Here is an 18,705-nt window from a genome sequence, read left to right on the forward strand (position 1 = left end):
ATGTCATCTCGTCCTGTCCCTACTTCGGCTTTTGCTGCTTTTCGTTGTCGTGACTTTAGTTTACTGACACTAAATCAATGCTGCTTAACTTTTGCTGTACTGATTCAGGAAGTCGTGATTGCTTTTCAACTCTATCAAATCACCAAAAATCCTTTAATGCTCGGTTTAATTGGCATCATGGATCTATTACCCTTTTTAATGCTGTCGTTATGGGGCGGTTATATTGCAGATCGATTTAATCGTCAGCGTATTTTGCAAATCTGTTTTAGCTTCACGATTCCACTTTCCGCTGCTTTATGGCTTTGTTTTGATTTATTTCATAGCCAACTTATTCCAACAAAACACTTGTTAGTTCTTAGTTTCAGTATTTTATTCTTATTTGGCTGTATCCGAGGAATTTATAGTCCTTGCTTCAACTCACTGCGTCCGTTTGTCGTACCTGAGCATCTATATACCAATGCTGCTACGTGGACCAGTATGTGCTGGCAAGCGGGTGGAATCCTTGCGCCTGTCATCGGTGGTTTTCTACTTGCCCATCTGAGTTTAGATCTAAGTTTTGCCGTCATCCTTGTTCTGTTTGCAATAGGGAGTCTTGCATTATGGTGTTTGCAAACCCGACAATTTCCAGTTTTACCTCCCGAATCAATTTCAGATAGCTTAAAAGAAGCACTGCTATTTATTTTTAAAACTAGAATAATTTTTTGGGCAATGTTTCTTGACCTTAGCTCTGTATTTTTTGGTGGCATAATCGCCCTATTACCCATTTTTGCTCAGGATGTTTTACACCTCGGTGCTGATGGCTATGGACTGCTGCGCGCAGCACCCGCAATTGGCGGACTAATGATGATGGTGATTTTGGTCCGATTTCCACCTCGAACACAACCTTGGCGAATCATGTTGATTGCCGTTACTGGATTTGCGTGCTGCACTTTAATTTTTGCAGTTACCAGACAACTCTATTTTTCTATGTTAGTTCTCATTATTATGGGTGCTTGTGATAGTGTTAACATTGTAATTCGCCAAACGATACTGCAACTCACCCCGCCGAAAAATATGCTAGGACGTGTTGCTGCGATGAATGGCATCTTTGTTAGCTCAAGCAATGAACTTGGTGCATTACAATCCAGTGTAGTAACACGTTTTTTTAGCGTAATTCCCGCGATGTATATCGGAGGGTCACTGGCATTTGTCTGCGTTGTTTTTACCAAGCTCAAAACTAAAGATTTACTGAATTTTCGTTTTAGCCCTTAACAATTTTGATTTTAAACGCTAATCCATATGAAAGACTCATTGCCTGTCTCATCAGGCGCTTCTAAATTTATTATTGTTTCCATTTTTCTATGGTTAATGCTACTTTGGCTACAATCCACCTATATTGTGATTATTGGTGGTCAAAGTTATCTATTTTGGACATCAATTGGTTTTCTATTTTTATATATCTTCAGCTTTCATCCCACTACTTTAAAAAATCGTATTATCTTATTATTTACAACTTTGCTCCTTATCTATTTAGCGTTAAATTCACTATTTTGTACTTATTTAATTTTAGCGTTCTACTGCATTTTCTATTTGTATTCGAGCCACTATCGCTATAAAAAACTGATCAAACTCGGTGGATTATTCGTGATTATGATTGTCTTTGCGCTCTATCAAACTCAATCTCTGCATGAATTAAAAGAGAAATATGCACCACATGAAACAGGCGAAACTTGGCAGCAATACGGCGCTCTTTAAAAGGATGATAAAAAAAACCCCGCTGATTACAGCAGGGTTTTATAAAATTAGTCTTGTGAGTCAGGATACAACGGACGATTTCCGGGACTAATTCGATTGATATGTAAGAAGGTCATATGACGCTCATACTTATCCAGAATGTCATTAATCACTTGCTCTTTGGTATAACCAACCAAATCATTATCCTGAGAACCTTCATACAAGAAAGTCTCTAAACGATAATAATGCTGCTTGCCACGTTTTCCTCGCTCACTAAATGTTGGGGCGATATAACGTACTGGCCAGATCTGATAAACAAAGTTATGCTCTTCTTCGATATAAATCGTCAAATCAAGATGGTAAAGCGTATCGCTATCTTCGATTTCTGTCTGAGTAACTTCAACATTCATTCCGCGTTTCATTAACTCATCCGCAACCGTCTGTACCGCAGGTTTACATACACTGTCCAGCATACGTTGCGTTTCATGGCTACCGGGATGATGCATCACACGTGATAGTCGCTGTTTCCAATTCAGAATATCGACATTCCCCACCACAGGGGCAGCATTTAAACTGCGACTGGCTTTGCGATAATCCTCTAAACGTAAAGATTTATACAATCCAGCCATTACCAATAGCATCACAAAACTGAATGGCAGTCCCATAATCACCGTGGCACTTTGTAAAGCCGTGATCCCATTTGCCATCAACATGGCAATCGTTAACAATCCAATCGCAATTGCCCAAAACACACGTAACCAACGCGGTGCATCATTGTCTACATTTGAAAATTTGGTGGTGAAGTTACCCAGTACTAAAGCGCCTGAATCGGCAGAAGTCACATAGAATAATAGTCCTGTAATCGTAGCGATTCCCGCAATAAAGGCAAAGCCGGGATATTGAGCCAACAAATCATAGAAACCATGTGCAGGATCGGTTAACACTGTTTGCGCCAAAGCATTATTACCATCAAAAATAACATTGTATAAAGCGCTATTCCCAAATATAGATAACCAAGTAATGGTAAAGAGTAGAGGAATAATTAAAGTACCGCAGACAAACTCACGAATAGTACGACCACGTGAAATACGCGCCAAGAACAGCCCTACAAATGGCGACCAAGCCACCCACCATGCCCAAAAGAACAAGGTCCAACTATTCATCCATTCTTTTGGTTGTTCAAATGCAAAGCTATCTAAAGCCAAACTTGGAAAACGGCTAATGTAGTCACCAAAGTTTTGTACCAGCGCATTGAGTAGAAACTCCGTATTCCCCAAGAACAACACAAATAGCATCAAACCAATGGCAGCATAAATGTTGATCTCAGACAGGACTTTAATTCCCTTATTCACCCCTGCTGTCACTGAAATAATGGTGACAATCACCGCGACCAAGATCAAACTGGATTGAATCCACAGACCTTCTGGCCAGCCAAATAAAACATGCAGACCATAATTGATCTGAACAACGGCGATACCACAGGTGGTCGCAATACCAAAAATGGTACCAATAACGGCTGCAGTATCGACACTATGCCCAATCGGGCCATCAATTTTGTTGCCGAAAATAGGATACAACGCTGAACGAATGGTCAAAGGCAAATTATAGCGATAGCTGAAATAGCCCAATGCCATTCCCACCAAGGCATACATCCCCCAACCTGTTAAGCCATAGTGAAATAATGTCCACACCATGCCTTGTCGTGCAGCTTCATAGGTCTGCCCTTCACCGACAGGTGGATTCATATAATGAGAAAGTGGCTCAGCCACAGAGAAGAACATTAAATCCGTTCCGATCCCTGCCGCAAACAACATCGCAGACCAGCTCAATAAGCTAAACTCTGGTTTGGAATGCTTAGGCCCCAGCTTAATATCCCCATAACGAGAACAAGCAATAAACACCACAAAGATTAGATATAAAGTTGCAGCAAGTAGGTAATACCAACTAAATGTGGAACTGACCCAGTCCAAAACCGTATTTAATACGTGATTGGCAAAATCATTAAACAAAATCGTAGTTAATGAAAATATTAAAATTATGAGCGCTGAAACATAAAAGACCACACGATTTAACTGATCTTTTGTTTGAATAGATGAATCATCAACTGCTCTTGGATTATCTGTCACCATACAATCCTCAAGGAATGAGAAAAAAAGAAAAATATTCGTCCTGATCTTTTCGTTATTTAAAGCATAAGCGAAAAGATCCATCCGAATAAAAAATGAAAAATAAAGTGCATCAACCGAAATTACATAACTTCTGGTTCTTTAGTAGGCTGATGTAATGGCTGAACTTCCTCCGTTACCACTTGTGGCTGTTGAGGATGATATTGATCCTGTTTTAGCGCTTTGGCTAAACCAAACATATAAAGCAAAAGAATAACGGAGAATGGTAATCCACAAAGTACCACCGCACTTTGCATTGCATCAAAACTACCAGCTAAAAGTAGACCAATACTGACGATCGTGATGACCACAGACCAAAAAATACGTAACCAAATCGGTGAATCACTTTCATTACTTCCCCCTTTCGAGGAAAGATTCGCGATCATGAGTGTACCCGAACCTACTGGGGTCAAAAACAATACGAAACAAATCATAACAACAATCCCAGCAATAACAGGATTGAATGGCAAAAATTCAAGGAACTTAAATAAGGATAATGCGGGATCAGCTAAAACCATTTCTCCCAGTGCTTGCTGTTTTTGATTCAAGATTAAATGAATCGCGGTATTACCAAAAATCGAAATCCATGCCAAGGTAAAACCCAGCGGTATCAAGCACACACCTAAGACGACTTCTCGAATGGTACGGCCTTTGGAAATACGTGCAATGAACATCCCAACAAAAGGCGCCCAAGCAATCCACCATGCCCAATAGAATACCGTCCACGAACCCAACCACGAATTTGCCGATTGATCGTATAAATACATATCAAAACTTTTGGCAATAAAACTATTGAGATAATCGCCCACATTTTGCACCAAACCATTGAGCAAATGATTGGTTGGACCTGCGAGGAAAACAAACAGTAGTAAAGCATATAACAGACGTAAATTAATACGTGATAGCCACGCCAAACCTTTTTCAATGCCAACCACAGTCGTGATCGTGGCAACCGCCATCATCAGTAATACCACAGCAATCAGAGTACTATGCGTATTGGGAATTTCTGGCAACAAATAGGTAATTCCAGACACCAACACCAACGCACCAATCCCCAAATTCGTCACCAGTGAAATGACCGTCGCCAAAATACCAAAACCATCAACGAAATCGCCAATCCAACCATAAATTCGAGGACCGAAAATTGGATAAAGCGCAGAACGCAAAGCCAACGGTAAATCTAATCGAAACGCAAAATAACCCAAGGTTACGCCGATCAGCGCATACAGCACCCAACCATGAATCCCCCAATGCAGGAAGCTATACATCATGGCATCACGCGCCGCTTGTACCGTCCCACCCTCACCTTCAGGTGGACGAAGGAAATGATCGACGGGTTCAGCAACGCCATAATAGAGTAAAGCAATACCGATACCCGCGGAAAAAAGCATGGATACCCATGCCAGATAACCGAACTCTGGCTTATCTTGATTTTTACCTAATGGAATCTGTCCTACCCGAGAAAAAGCCAACCATGCAACAAAACCAAGACATAAAATTATGACTAACATGTAATACCAGCCAAATAACTGGTTGACTTGCTCTTGAACATAAGTCAACCAAAACTGGCTTTGCTCTGGAAAACCAACAAACAATAGGCCAAAAACACCGATACTGATTGCGGAGCTCCAAAAAACAAATAAATTTAATCGAATACGTTCGGAAGAAAATCCATCCTTACTTTTTGACACCATCATCTTGCTCCTTGCAATCGGTGTATTTTTATTACTGTATCTTTTGACCAAGCAATCAAAAATTGTTTGATTTTTACAGATTATACTTTTTATTGATTGAACGTTCAATCAATAAAAAGTATGATAAAAAAGTGCTATGATGTTCTACATTGAGAAATGTTAAATAAAAAGTACCTTCACAGGCCTTTCAGTGGATCAACATGACAAAACGTAGAGTCAAACCAGAGCATGTGCGACGCGAAGAAATTATCAACGCCGCATTCCATGTAATTTCTGAAGTGGGGTTATCCAATACCACCATTGCACAAATTGCAAAAAAGGCCGAGTTATCAACTGGTATTGTGAGTCACTATTTCGGTGATAAACAGGGATTAATCAATACCTGTATGCAAGAAATGCTCAACGTTTTGCGTCAAAAAACTGACCAATACAAAGCGGAAGCAGATACGCATCCAGAAAGCCAAATCAAGGCAATTATTGATTCCAACTTTGATATTAGTCAGGTCAACAAGCAAGCGATGCGTGTTTGGTTAGACTTTTGGTCAGCCAGTATGCATCTTCCCGAGTTAGGGCGTTTGCAACGAATTAATGATCAACGCCTGTATTCAAACTTGAAATTCTATTTCCTCAAGTTATTGGATAAAGAACAGGCAAGTATTGCTGCTCGTGGTTTAGCAGCATTGATTGACGGATTATGGTTACGCGGGAGTTTAAGCAGTCATGACGAATTTGACAGTCAACTCGCCCGTTCCATTGCTTACGATTATGTAAAAACGCAATTGCAATTTGCCAACAAGCCTTTGCAGGAGAAACAGAATGAGTGATGCTCACGTTCATCAACTATATATCCATGGACGCTATGTTGAAGCAACTAGCGGCCAAACATTTGATAGTATTAACCCTGCTAACGGTGAAGTGATCGCAACACTTCAGCAAGCCTCACAACAAGATATTGAAACCGCTGTTCAAAGCGCCCAACAAGGACAAAAAGTTTGGGCTGCGATGACTGCGATGGAACGTTCTCGTATTTTACGCCGTGCTGTTGATATTCTTCGTGAACGTAATGACGAACTGGCGAAGCTTGAAACGCTTGATACTGGTAAGGCCTATAGCGAAACATCAACTGTTGATATCGTCACGGGTGCTGATGTACTTGAATATTACGCAGGTCTTGCAACGGCAATTCAAGGTGAACAAGTTCCGTTGCGTGAATCAAGTTTCTTTTATACACGCCGTGAACCACTCGGTGTGGTTGCTGGGATCGGCGCTTGGAACTATCCAATTCAAATCGCTTTATGGAAATCCGCTCCTGCCCTTGCCGCGGGGAATGCGATGATTTTCAAACCAAGTGAAACCACCCCATTGACTGCATTTAAACTTGCTGAAATCTATACCGAAGCAGGACTTCCAGACGGCGTATTTAATGTCGTACAAGGTGCAGGTCGTGACATCGGACAATGGCTCACTGAACACCCTGTAATCGAGAAAATCTCTTTCACGGGTGGTGTTGAAACAGGCAAAAAAGTAATGGCCAGTGCCGCAGGTTCTACACTTAAAGAAGTCACGATGGAACTCGGTGGTAAATCACCCCTGATTATTTGTGAAGATGCCGATCTTAACCGTGCCGCAGATATTGCAATCATGGCTAATTTCTTTAGCTCAGGCCAAGTTTGTACCAATGGCACGCGGGTTTTTGTTCCAAAATCACGTTTAGCCGAATTCGAGGCAGCGATTGTAGAACGTGTACAGCGTATCCGCCTCGGCGACCCAATGGATGCTGAAACAAATTTCGGTCCACTGGCAAGCTTCCCACACATGGACAAAGTGCTTTCCTATATCAATGCTGGCAAACAACAGGGCGCTAAATTGTTGATAGGCGGAGAACGTGCAACGGGACAATTTGCCCAAGGTGCTTATGTGCTACCTACTGTTTTTAGTGATTGCACCGATGATATGCGTATTGTTCAAGATGAAATCTTTGGACCTGTCATGAGTATCCTCAGTTATCAAACTGAGGAAGAAGTGATTCGCCGTGCCAATAACACTAACTTTGGTCTTGCTGCGGGTGTCGTCACGCAAGATATTAGTCGAGCGCACCGTATTATTCATCAAATCGAAGCTGGGATCTGCTGGATCAATACGTGGGGAGAATCTCCTGCTGAAATGCCAGTAGGTGGCTATAAGCAGTCTGGTGTTGGTCGTGAAAATGGTCTCACCACTTTAGGGCATTACACCCGCATTAAATCCATTCAAGTTGAGCTTGGTGATTACCAAAGCATTTTCTAAAAAGCATCGCGCTTTATCTTCACTTGATCAACTGAAACACCATGCTTTCAGTTGATCATGCAAACAAATAAAGGCTAAGTATGAATAAGCAAGAATACGATTATATTATTATTGGTGCAGGTTCAGCAGGTAATGTCCTTGCCGCACGTTTAACTGAAGATGCAGATATCTCAGTATTATTATTAGAAGCAGGTGGTCCAGATTATCGTTTAGATTTTCGTACCCAAATGCCAGCCGCATTGGCCTTTCCCCTTCAAGGTCGCCGTTATAATTGGGCTTATGAAACTGATCCTGAACCACATATGAACAATCGTCGTATGGAGTGCGGTCGTGGCAAAGGGCTTGGCGGCTCATCTCTGATCAACGGCATGTGTTATATCCGTGGTAATGCAATGGATCTAGAACAATGGGCAAGCATGAAAGGTCTTGAAGATTGGACATATGCAGACTGCTTACCGTATTACAAAAAAGCTGAAACCCGCGATATTGGGGAGAATGACTATCATGGTGGTGATGGCCCCGTTTCAGTCACTACCCCAAAACAAGGCAATAATGAACTGTTTCACGCCATGATTGAAGCTGGCGTACAAGCAGGTTATCCGCGTACTGATGATTTAAATGGTTATCAGCAGGAAGGCTTTGGTCCGATGGATCGTACTGTGACACCGCAAGGTCGTCGTTCAAGTACCGCTCGTGGTTACTTGGATATGGCGAAAGGTCGTCCAAATCTCACCATCGTAACCCATGCAATGACCAATAAAATCTTGTTTAACAATAAACAAGCGGTGGGTGTTGAGTACATCATTGGTACTGATCAAGCCAATATGAAACAAGCACACGCGAAACGTGAAGTATTACTCTGTGCAGGTGCAATTGCATCACCACAAATCTTGCAACGCTCAGGTATCGGTGAAAGCACCTTCTTAAAATCAATGGATATTGATGTAGTGCATGACTTACCTGGCGTGGGTGAAAACCTGCAAGACCATTTGGAAATGTATTTGCAATACCAATGTAAAAAACCTGTGTCACTCTATCCTGCTCTACAATGGTATAACCAACCGGCAATTGGTGCTGAATGGCTATTCTTGGGCAAAGGTATTGGTGCAAGTAACCAATTTGAAGCAGGCGGCTTTATCCGTAGTTCGGAAGAATTCGACTGGCCAAATATTCAATATCATTTCTTGCCAGTGGCGATTAACTACAACGGCAGCAATGCAGTAAAAGAACATGGTTTCCAAGCCCATGTCGGCTCAATGCGCTCACCTTCTCGCGGTCGAGTCAAACTCAAATCAAAAGACCCATTTGAGCATCCAAGTATCCTGTTCAACTACATGTCAACCGAACAGGACTGGCGAGAATTCCGTGATGCGATCCGCATTACTCGTGAAATCATGGCTCAGCCTGCACTAGATCCATATCGTGGTGAAGAAATTAGCCCAGGTAAACACATTCAGACCGATGCAGAATTGGATGAGTTTGTACGTAATCATGCCGAAACCGCATTCCACCCATCATGTAGTTGTAAGATGGGTGAAGATGATATGGCAGTAGTAGATGGTCAAGGTCGCGTCCATGGTATACAAGGTTTACGTGTGGTCGACGCATCTATCATGCCACTGATCATTACAGGTAATTTAAATGCCACCACTATTATGATGGCAGAAAAAATTGCTGATCAAATTCGTGGGAAAAAATTACCACGTTCACAGGCACCTTATTACAAAGCAGGATCAAGTCCTGCTCGTCAAACACCTTTACGTCCATTTGCATAACCTAGTCCAGTTATGTTCAACACCTTAAGTTTTAAGGTGCTGCCAACCATTAGGAAAATTCAAATGAAAAGAATTTTATTTACACTTCCTTTCATCGCTTTGATTCATACGGCGCATGCAACAGAAGCAACTACTGAAACAGCATCTCCATTCAGTGCCAATCTCACACTCGCAAGCCAGTATGTATCACGCGGTTTCCAACAAACTTGGGGCAAACCCGCATTACAAGGTGGTGTAGATTACAATCATCCAGATGGCTTTTTTGCTGGGACATGGGCTTCAAATGTCAGTGATGATTTTATTCGTGACGCTTCGATCGAATGGGATGTTTATACAGGTTATAGCCACAGTATTGGAGATTTATCTTTAGGTATAACAGCAGCCTATTATTTCTATCCTGGTGCAAAAACCACAGCAGATACAGGACACACTCGTTTTGACTATGGAGAAATTATTCCAGAAATTAGTTATGGGCCGCTCACAGTCAAATATGCTGTGACCTATACCCAAGACTATTTTGGCAATAACTCGGATACACTTGCTATAGGTGATAATAAGCATTCTCGTGGATCAGGCTACCTAGATGTCAATTGGCATCAACCATTGGGGCAAGGTTGGTCTGCAGATGCACATTATGGTAACCAACGTATTAAAAACTTTTCGGCCGCAAGCTTTCAGGATGCAAGTTTCGCAATTAATAAGGAACTGCCTTATAACCTATCTAGCAGCTTGATCTATAGCAAAGCATGGGATAAAGAGGGCTTTTACCAACAGTATAGTAATGGCAATCCAAATGCTAAAGTCTCAAATCCAATTGATTCAACCGTAACATTCTCCATTACCAAGAGCTTTTAATTAAAGCAATAAAAAAGCTGCTCAATGCAGCTTTTTTATTGCCTTTAAATTAGGCTTTAATCAATTGGATATCCGATCCTGCTCGTTTCGGATCAATCAAAATTTTTGCATGTTGTTCTGGATCACGTAAGGCTTCAAAGGCATTGCTCACCCCTTCCAAGCCCACTACACCTGTAATCAGTGGTGAAACATCAATTTTACCTTCCGCAATCATATGCAAGGTGTCGCGAAACTCAAGTGGCGTATAACCCAATACATACTGGATCTCGAGTTCTTTGTTGATCGCCAATGCAGGTTCGATCTTATCGCTCTGCATACAAACCCCTACTCCCACGATACGTGAGAACAATGGTGCACCCTCCAAGATCTGCTGCATGATACCTGCCACACCAACACACTCAAAAATCACGGGGCGCTTCGGTAATAGTCCGAGCTTGTCTCCCACTCGCATCGCATTGACCCACGGCAATGAGAAAGTCTGCACTTTATCAAAAATCCCCATTCCCATATTAATCGCTTCAGAAACATTCCCCAACAAACCCAGCTCTTTCCAATTACTAAATGGAGATTGCTGTTTAGGATCAACCAATACATCTGCACCACACTGCTCAGCCAACCGACGACGATTTGGTGAAAAATCGCTGGCAACGACAGTTTTAACACCCATCGCTTTGAGCATAATAATTACGCCTAAACCAACAGGACCACAACCCACCACGATTGCAGGCTCATTTTTCTTAATTCTGCTGCGACGGACTGCATGTAAAGCAACGGCCATAGGTTCTGTCAATGCAGCACGATCGGCATCCAAGCCATTTGGAACTTCAAACATTAAACTGGATTGAACTAAAATTTGTTCAGCATAACCACCAGATGCACTCGGTGAAAGCCCTGTTGGCACATAACCTTGTGGTTCAACATTTAACAATGGCATCGCACAAACCAAAGTGTCGGCTTTTAATTTACGACGTGTTTTTGGCCCATAATCTAAAACTTTTCCACAAAACTCATGCCCGAAAACAAGTTTATCAGAAGATTTAGCCACCCCATTAAAACCGACACGTGCTGCCAAATCATGCATATGATCACAGTGATGTTGCATATGTAAATCCGAGCCACAAATTCCACAACGTACTACTTCAAGTAATACTTGTCCTTTAGCCGGAACTAATTGAAGGCTATCTTCCAACTTCAGCTCAGTGTTATGACAAACTAGCGATTTCATAGGATGCTTTCCTTATTGTTTTATTGCATTTGTTAGCCCTTCAATTTTTTCGATTGAAATCATCTGACCAACATATTTCATCCTAATTTTGACAAACCATATTGTCAGAATCCATGACCCAAATATCAATATCTTTATCAAATGGGGTCAGCTTTATAAATCACCCGATGCGACAAGTTAAAAATCATTCTCTTTTAACTTCAAATAGATGAATCTATTTTTTTTAATAACTCCCTATTTTTATTAAAAAGATCAAATTTAACACTTGCATTTAATAGTGTCATTATGCCAATATATATTTACTGGCTTTGAGCCACTATAAAGAGAAATGAAAAAATGACGATCCAACTTATGACAGCTCAAGCGAATGTTCCCATCGAGTTTTTGCAGTTTTCAGGTGGTGAACGTCATATTCAACTACAACCTGAGTTATTGAACCAATTACAAACACACGCTCAGATCACAGCCTCACTGAATAACAGTACAGATGTGATGGACTATCTATTACTGGAAAATGTGTTATTGGAACGAGGCACGCGCCTTTCGGTGGAAATCCCTTATTTTCCTTACGCACGTCAAGATCGTATCTGTGCACAAGGTCAAGCCTTTTCACTGGATTTAATGACCAAATTATTGAATAGCAATAGCGAAAAATTTGCAGGACAACGTCAGAAAATTGTGGTGTGGGATTGTCATAGCCCAGTGACCCTTGAGCTGTTACGCAAAAATACTAGCTTCCAAGAGGTGATCAATATTGAACCGATAGAGATCATCCAGCAAAGCCCAACATTGATGCAGATCTTAAGCACAGACGATACTGTGTTGATCTGTCCTGATGCTGGTGCAACACAACGCACTCAAGCGATTGCCAATGGTGTTAATTCACAACGCCAACAGACTATTGACGTCATTTACTGTGAAAAACAACGTGATCCAAGCACTGGCAAAATTAGAACAACTGCGGTGGATAGTCCTGATTTGACAGGAAAAACAGCAGTGATCACAGATGATATTTGTGACGGTGGTGCAACCTTTATTGGTATTGCCAAACAACTACGTAGCCTAAACTGCAAAAACATTATTTTGTATGTCACTCATGGCATTTTTAGTAAGGGCTTGGAGGTATTTGATGGCTTGGTCGATCAAGTGTTTACCAGTAATAGTCTGCCACAAGCAGAAGCAAGCAAACTCAACATCATCAATTTTCAAAATTAAGATTTAAAGCAAGAGACTTGTAAAATGAGTATTAAAATAAATCCACTTAATACAATTGATTTCTACAAAGCAGATCACCGTCGTCAGTATCCAGTGGGAACTGAATACGTCTATGCTAACTTTACCCCTCGCTCATCACGTTTAGCCAAAATGCTGCCTGATTTTGATGACAAGATTGTGTTCTTCGGTTTACAAGGTTTTATCAAACATTTTTTAATTGAAACTTGGAACGAGGGCTTCTTTAATCAACCTAAAGCCAAAGTAGTCGCAGCCTATAAACGTCGCATGGACAATTCTCTAGGTGAAGGTGCTGTCCCGGTCGAACACATCGAAGCATTGCACGATCTTGGCTATTTACCATTAAAGATTAAAGCACTAGAAGAAGGTAGCCGAGTCAATATCAAAGTGCCTGTATTGACCATTATCAATACTGATCCGAATTTCTTTTGGTTAACCAACTATATCGAAACAGTGCTGAGTGCCGAGTTATGGAAAAGTTGCACCACTGCGACAATTGCTTATGAATACAAACGCTTGTTGACACAATATGCAGAAAAAACAGGTGCACCTTTAGACTTTGTTCCTGTTCAGGGTCATGATTTTAGTAGTCGTGGTATGAGTGGCATCTATGATGCTGCCCAATCAGGCGTCGGACACTTAACCAGCTTTATTGGGACAGATTCAGTCGCTTCGATTGACTATGCCGAAGAGTACTACAATGCAGCAGGTGTAGTGGGCGTTTCAGTGCCTGCAACAGAACACAGTGTGATGTGTATGGGTAGTGAAGAAAGTGAAATCAAGACCTTTAGACGTCTGATCTGTGAACTCTATCCGAGTGGCGTGGTCAGTATCGTTTCAGATACTTGGGATTTTTGGCGTGTGATTACTGAGTTTAGCGTGGAATTAAAATCAGAGATTTTAAATCGTCAACCGAATGCCCTCGGACTCGCAAAAGTGGTGTTTCGTCCTGACTCAGGTGATCCAGTGAAAATTATCTGCGGTGATCCTGACGCAGAAATTAATAGTCCCGCTTACAAAGGTGCAGTTCAGTGTTTATGGGAGATTTTTGGCGGCACAGAAACAGCGCAAGGCTACAAAGTACTCAACGAACGTGTTGGTTTGATCTATGGTGACTCGATTACCCTAGAACGTGCTCAAAATATCCTAAAAGGTTTAGAAGCCAAAGGTTTTGCTTCGAATAATCTAGTCTTTGGCATCGGCAGCTATACCTATAACTATTTGACTCGCGACACTTTTGGCTTTGCCGTAAAAGCCACTTGGGGTCAAGTCAACGGCGTAGGTCGTGAATTGTTTAAAGACCCTATGACAGATTCAGGTATTAAAAAATCGGCCAAAGGTTTATTAAGGGTTGAACAAACTGAGAATGGCTTTGAGTTATTTGATCAACAAAGCTTTGAACAGGAAAATACGGGGGTACTGCAAACGGTATTTGAAAATGGACAATTGTTAAGAGAATGCTCTCTTGAGCAAATTCGAGAGAGGTTGGTCTAAATTAAGTAAAACTCTCTATGCTTAAAACATATCCATTGATTAGATACTCGGAAAGTTCATCCGTAACCTGCACAACACCAAAGCAACAAAAGCTTTGGTGTTGTGCAAGATAAAGCAAATGCATCGTTAACGCTCAAGCAAAGATTATCAATCTTTGTTTGCTATTCGTATCTCAAGTTTTGCCTATTTTTGCTAAAACACTTGCGAAGCTTTAAACGCTTCTCAGGTCGAGCGTGAACAAACTAAAGCGGTTGAAGCTTTAGTGACGTGCAAGATGTAGTTGTTTATCCTAAAATATGATGAGAACCCAATAAGACTCCGCTATGATGTTACTTTATTCCAATGTCTTAATATCTCTATGAGTAAGGAAACTACCCATACTTCCGAACAAGAATACCTTGCACAGTATCAAAAAACAGACTATGACACCCCACTGTTTACAGTCGATATGGCAATTTTTTCTGTGGCAAAGGGTCAATTACAAGTCTTAATGATTCAGCGTTCTAACTTTCCCGAAAAAGGCAAATGGGCGCTACCGGGTGGCTTCGTCGATTTAAAAACTGATCCAGATCTAATGGCAACAGCGCACCGTAAACTACAGGAAAAAACAGGCATTCAATTGCCCTATCTTGAACAGGTAGAAACCATTGGCAATCTGCATCGTGACCCTCGAGGCTGGTCGATTACATCACTTTATTTTGCACTGATTGATTTTGAAAAATTTGAAATCCAAGCCACCAACACAGCAGAATACAGTCAATGGTATCCAATCGATCAGGCATTACAACTTGATTTGGCATTTGATCATAAACAGTTACTACAACTGGCATTTGATCGCCTTTGTAATAAAACCCGATATACCACTCTTCCAGTCAGCTTGATGCCAGAGGTATTTACCTTGACCGAATTACAGAGTATTTATGAAATAATTTTAGGGCATACATTAGAAAAAAAATCATTTAGACGACGTATGCAAGAAGCGGGTGCGGTTGAAGAAACAGGTCAACAAAAAATTGTAGGCAAACGTCCTGCCCAATTATTTCGCTATGCACTCGAAGATTATCATTTTTCTTTTCCACGTATGCTGGAAACACCACGCTACCCAACTGAACATGTAAAGAGCTAAGGCAAAAGCCTTAGCTCTCAACACTTACTTCCAAGTTTCACGGATCATATCCACTGCTTTTTCAGCAATCATGATCGCAGGTGCATTGGTATTACCATTCACCACTGTTGGCATAATCGACGCATCAATCACACGTAAACCTTGAATACCATATACTTTCAGCTCAGGATCAACCACAGCCATCTCATCCACCCCCATTTTACAGCTACCGACTGGGTGATAAACTGTGTCGACACGTTGACGTAAAATCTCACGAATCTCATCATCAGATTGCACGTTTGCAGTAAACATATCTTCTTTAATTTTTTCACTCAAAGCTGGTGCTTGCATCAACTTCTGCGTGACTTTAAAACCATCAACCATATCTTGAAGGTCTTGCTCATCCTCAAGGAATTTAAAATCAATTAATAGCGGATCATCCACGTTTTTACCACTGAGTTTGACCGAACCACGCGCACGAGGATTAAGCAAACACACATGGCATGAAATACCATGTCCTGTATGCATGGTTCGAGCATGGTTATCTACTACAGCAATCACAAAATGCAGTTGTAAATTCGGTTTATCTAACTCAGGACGGCTCTTTAAGAAACCACCACACTCTGCATAATTGGTTGTAATTAAGCCTCGACGCTCCTTACGATAACGCCCAATTTGTTTGATTAAATCTAAACTACCACCAACAGAAACACCGAAAGTTCCATCTATTTTTTTAGTTTTATAAGCAAAAATAAAGTCAGGATGATCATGTAGATTCTCACCAACTCCAGCTAAATCTTTAACCACAGGAATACCATGTTTTTCTAATTCTTGACGAGGACCAATCCCCGAAAGCATCAAAACTTGTGGTGATTGGAAAGCCCCTGCAGAGAGTAAAACTTCTTTATTTGCACGAACAACGGTAGTTTGCCCTTTATGTTTAAACTCCACTCCTACGGCCCGACCATTTTCGATCACAATCCGCGATACCATCGCTTGTGTGATCACATGTAAATTTGGGCGCTTACCGATATAAGGCAATAAATATCCACGTGCAGCACTCCAACGTTCACCATTTTTCTGGGTAACTTGATAGACACCTACACCTTCTTGCTCTGCGCCATTAAAGTCATCATTCAGTGGATAGCCCACTTGTTTAGCTGCTTCAATAAATGTTTTTTGGTATGGATTATCTGAACGTAGTTCGCTTACATTGAGTGGACCATGTTGACCATGATATTCATTCTTAATTCTTTCATTATGTTCTGATTTTTTAAAGTATGGTAAGACCTCATCGTACGACCACCCCGTATTCCCTAAAGCAGCCCAATGATCATAATCATCTCGATGTCCTCGAATATAGACCATCGCATTAATTGCAGAACTCCCCCCTAAACATTTGCCACGCGGCTGATAGCCTTTGCGTCCATTTAACCCCTTTTGAGGAATGGTTTCCAATGCCCAGTTATTCAATTTAGTCGGAATACTGATAACGGCTGCTGCTGGTGTATTCACCAACCAACTGTTGCCATCCCCACCTGCTTCTAATAAACATACTGAAATATTCGGATTCTCAGTTAATCGTCCAGCAAGTACGGAACCTGCCGAGCCACCACCAATAATTACAAAATCAAAAGTTGTTTGCGTCATTACTATACTCAATTTTTCTTTTTAAAAAGTGCTCGCATTATGCCTATCATGGCATTTAAATACTGTTGTATTTGTCTAACAAACCTATGTCCTGAAAAGCAAGATGGGATAGACTCACGGCAAGCGCAAAAATATGCAAATCATTTGTAATAAATTGCAACCTTTCGAAAGAAGCATACTCAATTATTACTTATATTTTGTATCTAAACTTTCTATTCAAAAATACAGTATTTCATCAACTTAGTCATCTCACTTATCTATAATATTTTTATGAAATTGCATTTCTATTTTCACTATAAATCATGATCAAACCACCAATAAAAATAAGCCCTAATCCCAATAATTTAAAACCATCAAGCTTTTTAACCTGCAGCCCAAGAAAACCACTACTATCCATAACAGTGGCAAAAATCATTTGTCCTAAAAACACCCATAATAATGTATTGGTGATACCAATATGCGGCGCGGCAAGAAACATGCAAAGTATATAAAATGCCCCCAACAGTCCGGATAACCACATCCACCATGAGGTTTGCTGATACGTGGGTGGCTTAATACTGCCATCAATAAATAAGGCAATAATTAAGGATGCAATGGCTCCACCAACATATAAAAAGAAAGTTGACTGTATTTGACTCGCACCACTTGTGCTACGAAAAGCATGAATCATGGCTAATTGTAACGGTACGATTAGACCACCCAGAAGGCTCACAAAAACGTAATGAATATTTTGCACTCATCGACTCTCTTTTGTTGTTTTCAACGCATATTTATAATTAGGTGATCAAAAATTTAGATCTTCGTTATTCGATAAATATTTAATATAGGGAACGATTTAATAGTAGATACATCATTTTATTTATGCAAACAATATCAACAAATGTTCAAGATGAAATACAGGAAACGAATTTAGAAAATAGATTAACATCTTAATAAATAAAATGAAAATAGAAGGTATTTATTATAAATAACAGGCATAAAAAAACCGCTATATTAGCGGAATTTTATTTCATCTTTAAGATGATGGTCGGAGCAGTAGGATTCGAACCTACGACCCCCTGGTCCCAAACCAGGTGCACTACCAGGCTGTGCTATGCTCCGAATTGGGGTGAATGATGGGGCTCGAACCCACGACAACCGGAATCACAATCCGGGGCTCTACCAACTGAGCTACATCCACCATAGTTCTGGTTCTATGTACCAAGCCACCAAAATGGCGCGCCTGACAGGATTCGAACCTGTGACCATCCGCTTAGAAGGCGGATGCTCTATCCAACTGAGCTACAGGCGCATAACGATGATAATACTATCAAGCGATACTTCGCCGATTTTAAAATGATGTTTTTCAACATCTTTTAATTGGTCGGAGCAGTAGGATTCGAACCTACGACCCCCTGGTCCCAAACCAGGTGCACTACCAGGCTGTGCTATGCTCCGATTTCTCTCAGCTTTTATTGTATCGCACATCGTGCGGTACGGTGTGCATTCTAGGCGCGACGCCCTAGAACGT

The 18,705-nt window shown here is 41.0% G+C and carries 14 protein-coding genes and 4 tRNA genes; 9 read left to right on the forward strand and 9 right to left on the reverse strand.

From position 1 onward, the window contains the following. Both F2A31_RS12200 and F2A31_RS12205 read left to right on the forward strand, forming a co-directional pair. Positions 1 to 1,251: an MFS transporter gene (locus tag F2A31_RS12200; protein WP_150026595.1), complete on the forward strand. Its 1,251-nt coding sequence runs from the start codon at positions 1 to 3 to the stop codon at positions 1,249 to 1,251. A 27-nt stretch (positions 1,252 to 1,278) separates the two neighbouring features. Beyond that, positions 1,279 to 1,734 carry a hypothetical protein gene (locus F2A31_RS12205; protein WP_150026596.1) on the forward strand — a complete coding sequence of 152 codons (456 nt, stop codon included), beginning with the start codon at positions 1,279 to 1,281 and terminating at the stop codon, positions 1,732 to 1,734. Between the two features lie 47 nt (positions 1,735 to 1,781). Here the strand turns inward: F2A31_RS12205 and F2A31_RS12210 are convergent, their stop codons facing one another. Beyond that, positions 1,782 to 3,842, reverse strand: a complete 2,061-nt coding sequence (locus F2A31_RS12210) for a choline transporter (protein WP_100833303.1) — start codon at positions 3,840 to 3,842, stop codon at positions 1,782 to 1,784. Positions 3,843 to 3,961: 119 nt separating this feature from the next. Further along, the gene (locus F2A31_RS12215) at positions 3,962 to 5,572 is read right to left on the reverse strand and encodes a BCCT family transporter (protein ID WP_150027805.1); all 1,611 of its coding nucleotides are present in this window, start codon (positions 5,570 to 5,572) and stop codon (positions 3,962 to 3,964) included. Between the two features lie 200 nt (positions 5,573 to 5,772). On the opposite strand from F2A31_RS12215, the gene betI reads away from it, so the two are divergent. From betI to F2A31_RS12235, 4 genes are all read left to right on the forward strand, one after another. After that, positions 5,773 to 6,396, forward strand: coding sequence for a transcriptional regulator BetI (gene betI / locus F2A31_RS12220; RefSeq protein ID WP_100833301.1), 624 nt, complete (start codon positions 5,773 to 5,775; stop codon positions 6,394 to 6,396). Further along, positions 6,389 to 7,858, forward strand: coding sequence for a betaine-aldehyde dehydrogenase (gene betB, locus F2A31_RS12225; RefSeq protein ID WP_150026597.1), 1,470 nt, complete (start codon positions 6,389 to 6,391; stop codon positions 7,856 to 7,858). Before betI ends, betB begins: the two co-directional genes overlap by 8 nt. An 80-nt stretch (positions 7,859 to 7,938) precedes the next feature. Continuing rightward, entirely contained in the window at positions 7,939 to 9,633 is a 1,695-nt protein-coding gene (betA, locus tag F2A31_RS12230) for a choline dehydrogenase (RefSeq protein ID WP_150026598.1), read from the forward strand. A 63-nt stretch (positions 9,634 to 9,696) separates the two neighbouring features. Beyond that, on the forward strand, positions 9,697 to 10,488 hold the full coding sequence (locus F2A31_RS12235) for a TorF family putative porin (RefSeq protein WP_150026599.1): 792 nt from the start codon (positions 9,697 to 9,699) through the stop codon (positions 10,486 to 10,488). 49 nt (positions 10,489 to 10,537) lie between these two features. On the opposite strand, the gene F2A31_RS12240 is transcribed toward F2A31_RS12235, so the two are convergent. Continuing rightward, positions 10,538 to 11,713, reverse strand: a complete 1,176-nt coding sequence (locus F2A31_RS12240) for a zinc-binding dehydrogenase (RefSeq protein ID WP_113997693.1) — start codon at positions 11,711 to 11,713, stop codon at positions 10,538 to 10,540. A gap of 336 nt (positions 11,714 to 12,049) precedes the next feature. On the opposite strand from F2A31_RS12240, the gene prs reads away from it, so the two are divergent. The 3 genes from prs (at position 12,050) to ntrR (ending at position 15,566) form a co-directional block, all read left to right on the forward strand. Then, the gene (gene prs, locus F2A31_RS12245; RefSeq protein ID WP_150026600.1) at positions 12,050 to 12,928 is read left to right on the forward strand and encodes a ribose-phosphate diphosphokinase; all 879 of its coding nucleotides are present in this window, start codon (positions 12,050 to 12,052) and stop codon (positions 12,926 to 12,928) included. Positions 12,929 to 12,952: 24 nt separating this feature from the next. Then, positions 12,953 to 14,440: a nicotinate phosphoribosyltransferase gene (locus tag F2A31_RS12250; protein ID WP_150026601.1), complete on the forward strand. Its 1,488-nt coding sequence runs from the start codon at positions 12,953 to 12,955 to the stop codon at positions 14,438 to 14,440. A 358-nt stretch (positions 14,441 to 14,798) separates the two neighbouring features. Further along, on the forward strand, positions 14,799 to 15,566 hold the full coding sequence (gene ntrR, locus F2A31_RS12255) for an ADPR responsive transcriptional repressor NtrR (protein ID WP_150026602.1): 768 nt from the start codon (positions 14,799 to 14,801) through the stop codon (positions 15,564 to 15,566). Positions 15,567 to 15,590: 24 nt separating this feature from the next. On the opposite strand, the gene F2A31_RS12260 is transcribed toward ntrR, so the two are convergent. The 6 genes from F2A31_RS12260 to F2A31_RS12285 all read right to left on the reverse strand — a co-directional run bounded on the left by F2A31_RS12260 (position 15,591) and on the right by F2A31_RS12285 (position 18,632). Beyond that, positions 15,591 to 17,195 (reverse strand): GMC family oxidoreductase, encoded by a 1,605-nt coding sequence (locus F2A31_RS12260; RefSeq protein WP_150026603.1) that lies wholly within the window; start codon positions 17,193 to 17,195, stop codon positions 15,591 to 15,593. Between the two features lie 268 nt (positions 17,196 to 17,463). After that, complete coding sequence (locus F2A31_RS12265) at positions 17,464 to 17,931, reverse strand: DMT family transporter (RefSeq protein ID WP_150026604.1); 468 nt, start codon at positions 17,929 to 17,931, stop codon at positions 17,464 to 17,466. 288 nt (positions 17,932 to 18,219) lie between these two features. Then, a tRNA-Pro gene (locus F2A31_RS12270) sits at positions 18,220 to 18,296 on the reverse strand. A 3-nt stretch (positions 18,297 to 18,299) separates the two neighbouring features. Then, positions 18,300 to 18,375 (reverse strand) — tRNA-His (locus F2A31_RS12275). A gap of 34 nt (positions 18,376 to 18,409) precedes the next feature. After that, positions 18,410 to 18,486, reverse strand: a tRNA-Arg gene (locus tag F2A31_RS12280). Between the two features lie 69 nt (positions 18,487 to 18,555). Continuing rightward, positions 18,556 to 18,632: transfer RNA gene (locus F2A31_RS12285), tRNA-Pro, on the reverse strand. Positions 18,633 to 18,705 lie beyond the last annotated feature (73 nt).

The sequence above is a fragment of the Acinetobacter suaedae genome, from assembly GCF_008630915.1.
In the GTDB taxonomy this organism is placed as follows: domain Bacteria; phylum Pseudomonadota; class Gammaproteobacteria; order Pseudomonadales; family Moraxellaceae; genus Acinetobacter; species Acinetobacter suaedae.

Bases quoted from the DNA above. Each gene is read 5' to 3' on its own strand.
- F2A31_RS12200 (WP_150026595.1), top strand. From the start codon at position 1: ATGTCATCTCGTCCTGTCCCTACTTCGGCTTTTGCTGCTTTTCGTTGT.
- F2A31_RS12205 (WP_150026596.1), top strand. From the start codon at position 1,279: ATGAAAGACTCATTGCCTGTCTCATCAGGCGCTTCTAAATTTATTATT.
- F2A31_RS12210 (WP_100833303.1), bottom strand. From the start codon at position 3,842: ATGGTGACAGATAATCCAAGAGCAGTTGATGATTCATCTATTCAAACA.
- F2A31_RS12215 (WP_150027805.1), bottom strand. From the start codon at position 5,572: ATGGTGTCAAAAAGTAAGGATGGATTTTCTTCCGAACGTATTCGATTA.
- betI (WP_100833301.1), top strand. From the start codon at position 5,773: ATGACAAAACGTAGAGTCAAACCAGAGCATGTGCGACGCGAAGAAATT.
- betB (WP_150026597.1), top strand. From the start codon at position 6,389: ATGAGTGATGCTCACGTTCATCAACTATATATCCATGGACGCTATGTT.
- betA (WP_150026598.1), top strand. From the start codon at position 7,939: ATGAATAAGCAAGAATACGATTATATTATTATTGGTGCAGGTTCAGCA.
- F2A31_RS12235 (WP_150026599.1), top strand. From the start codon at position 9,697: ATGAAAAGAATTTTATTTACACTTCCTTTCATCGCTTTGATTCATACG.
- F2A31_RS12240 (WP_113997693.1), bottom strand. From the start codon at position 11,713: ATGAAATCGCTAGTTTGTCATAACACTGAGCTGAAGTTGGAAGATAGC.
- prs (WP_150026600.1), top strand. From the start codon at position 12,050: ATGACGATCCAACTTATGACAGCTCAAGCGAATGTTCCCATCGAGTTT.
- F2A31_RS12250 (WP_150026601.1), top strand. From the start codon at position 12,953: ATGAGTATTAAAATAAATCCACTTAATACAATTGATTTCTACAAAGCA.
- ntrR (WP_150026602.1), top strand. From the start codon at position 14,799: ATGAGTAAGGAAACTACCCATACTTCCGAACAAGAATACCTTGCACAG.
- F2A31_RS12260 (WP_150026603.1), bottom strand. From the start codon at position 17,195: ATGACGCAAACAACTTTTGATTTTGTAATTATTGGTGGTGGCTCGGCA.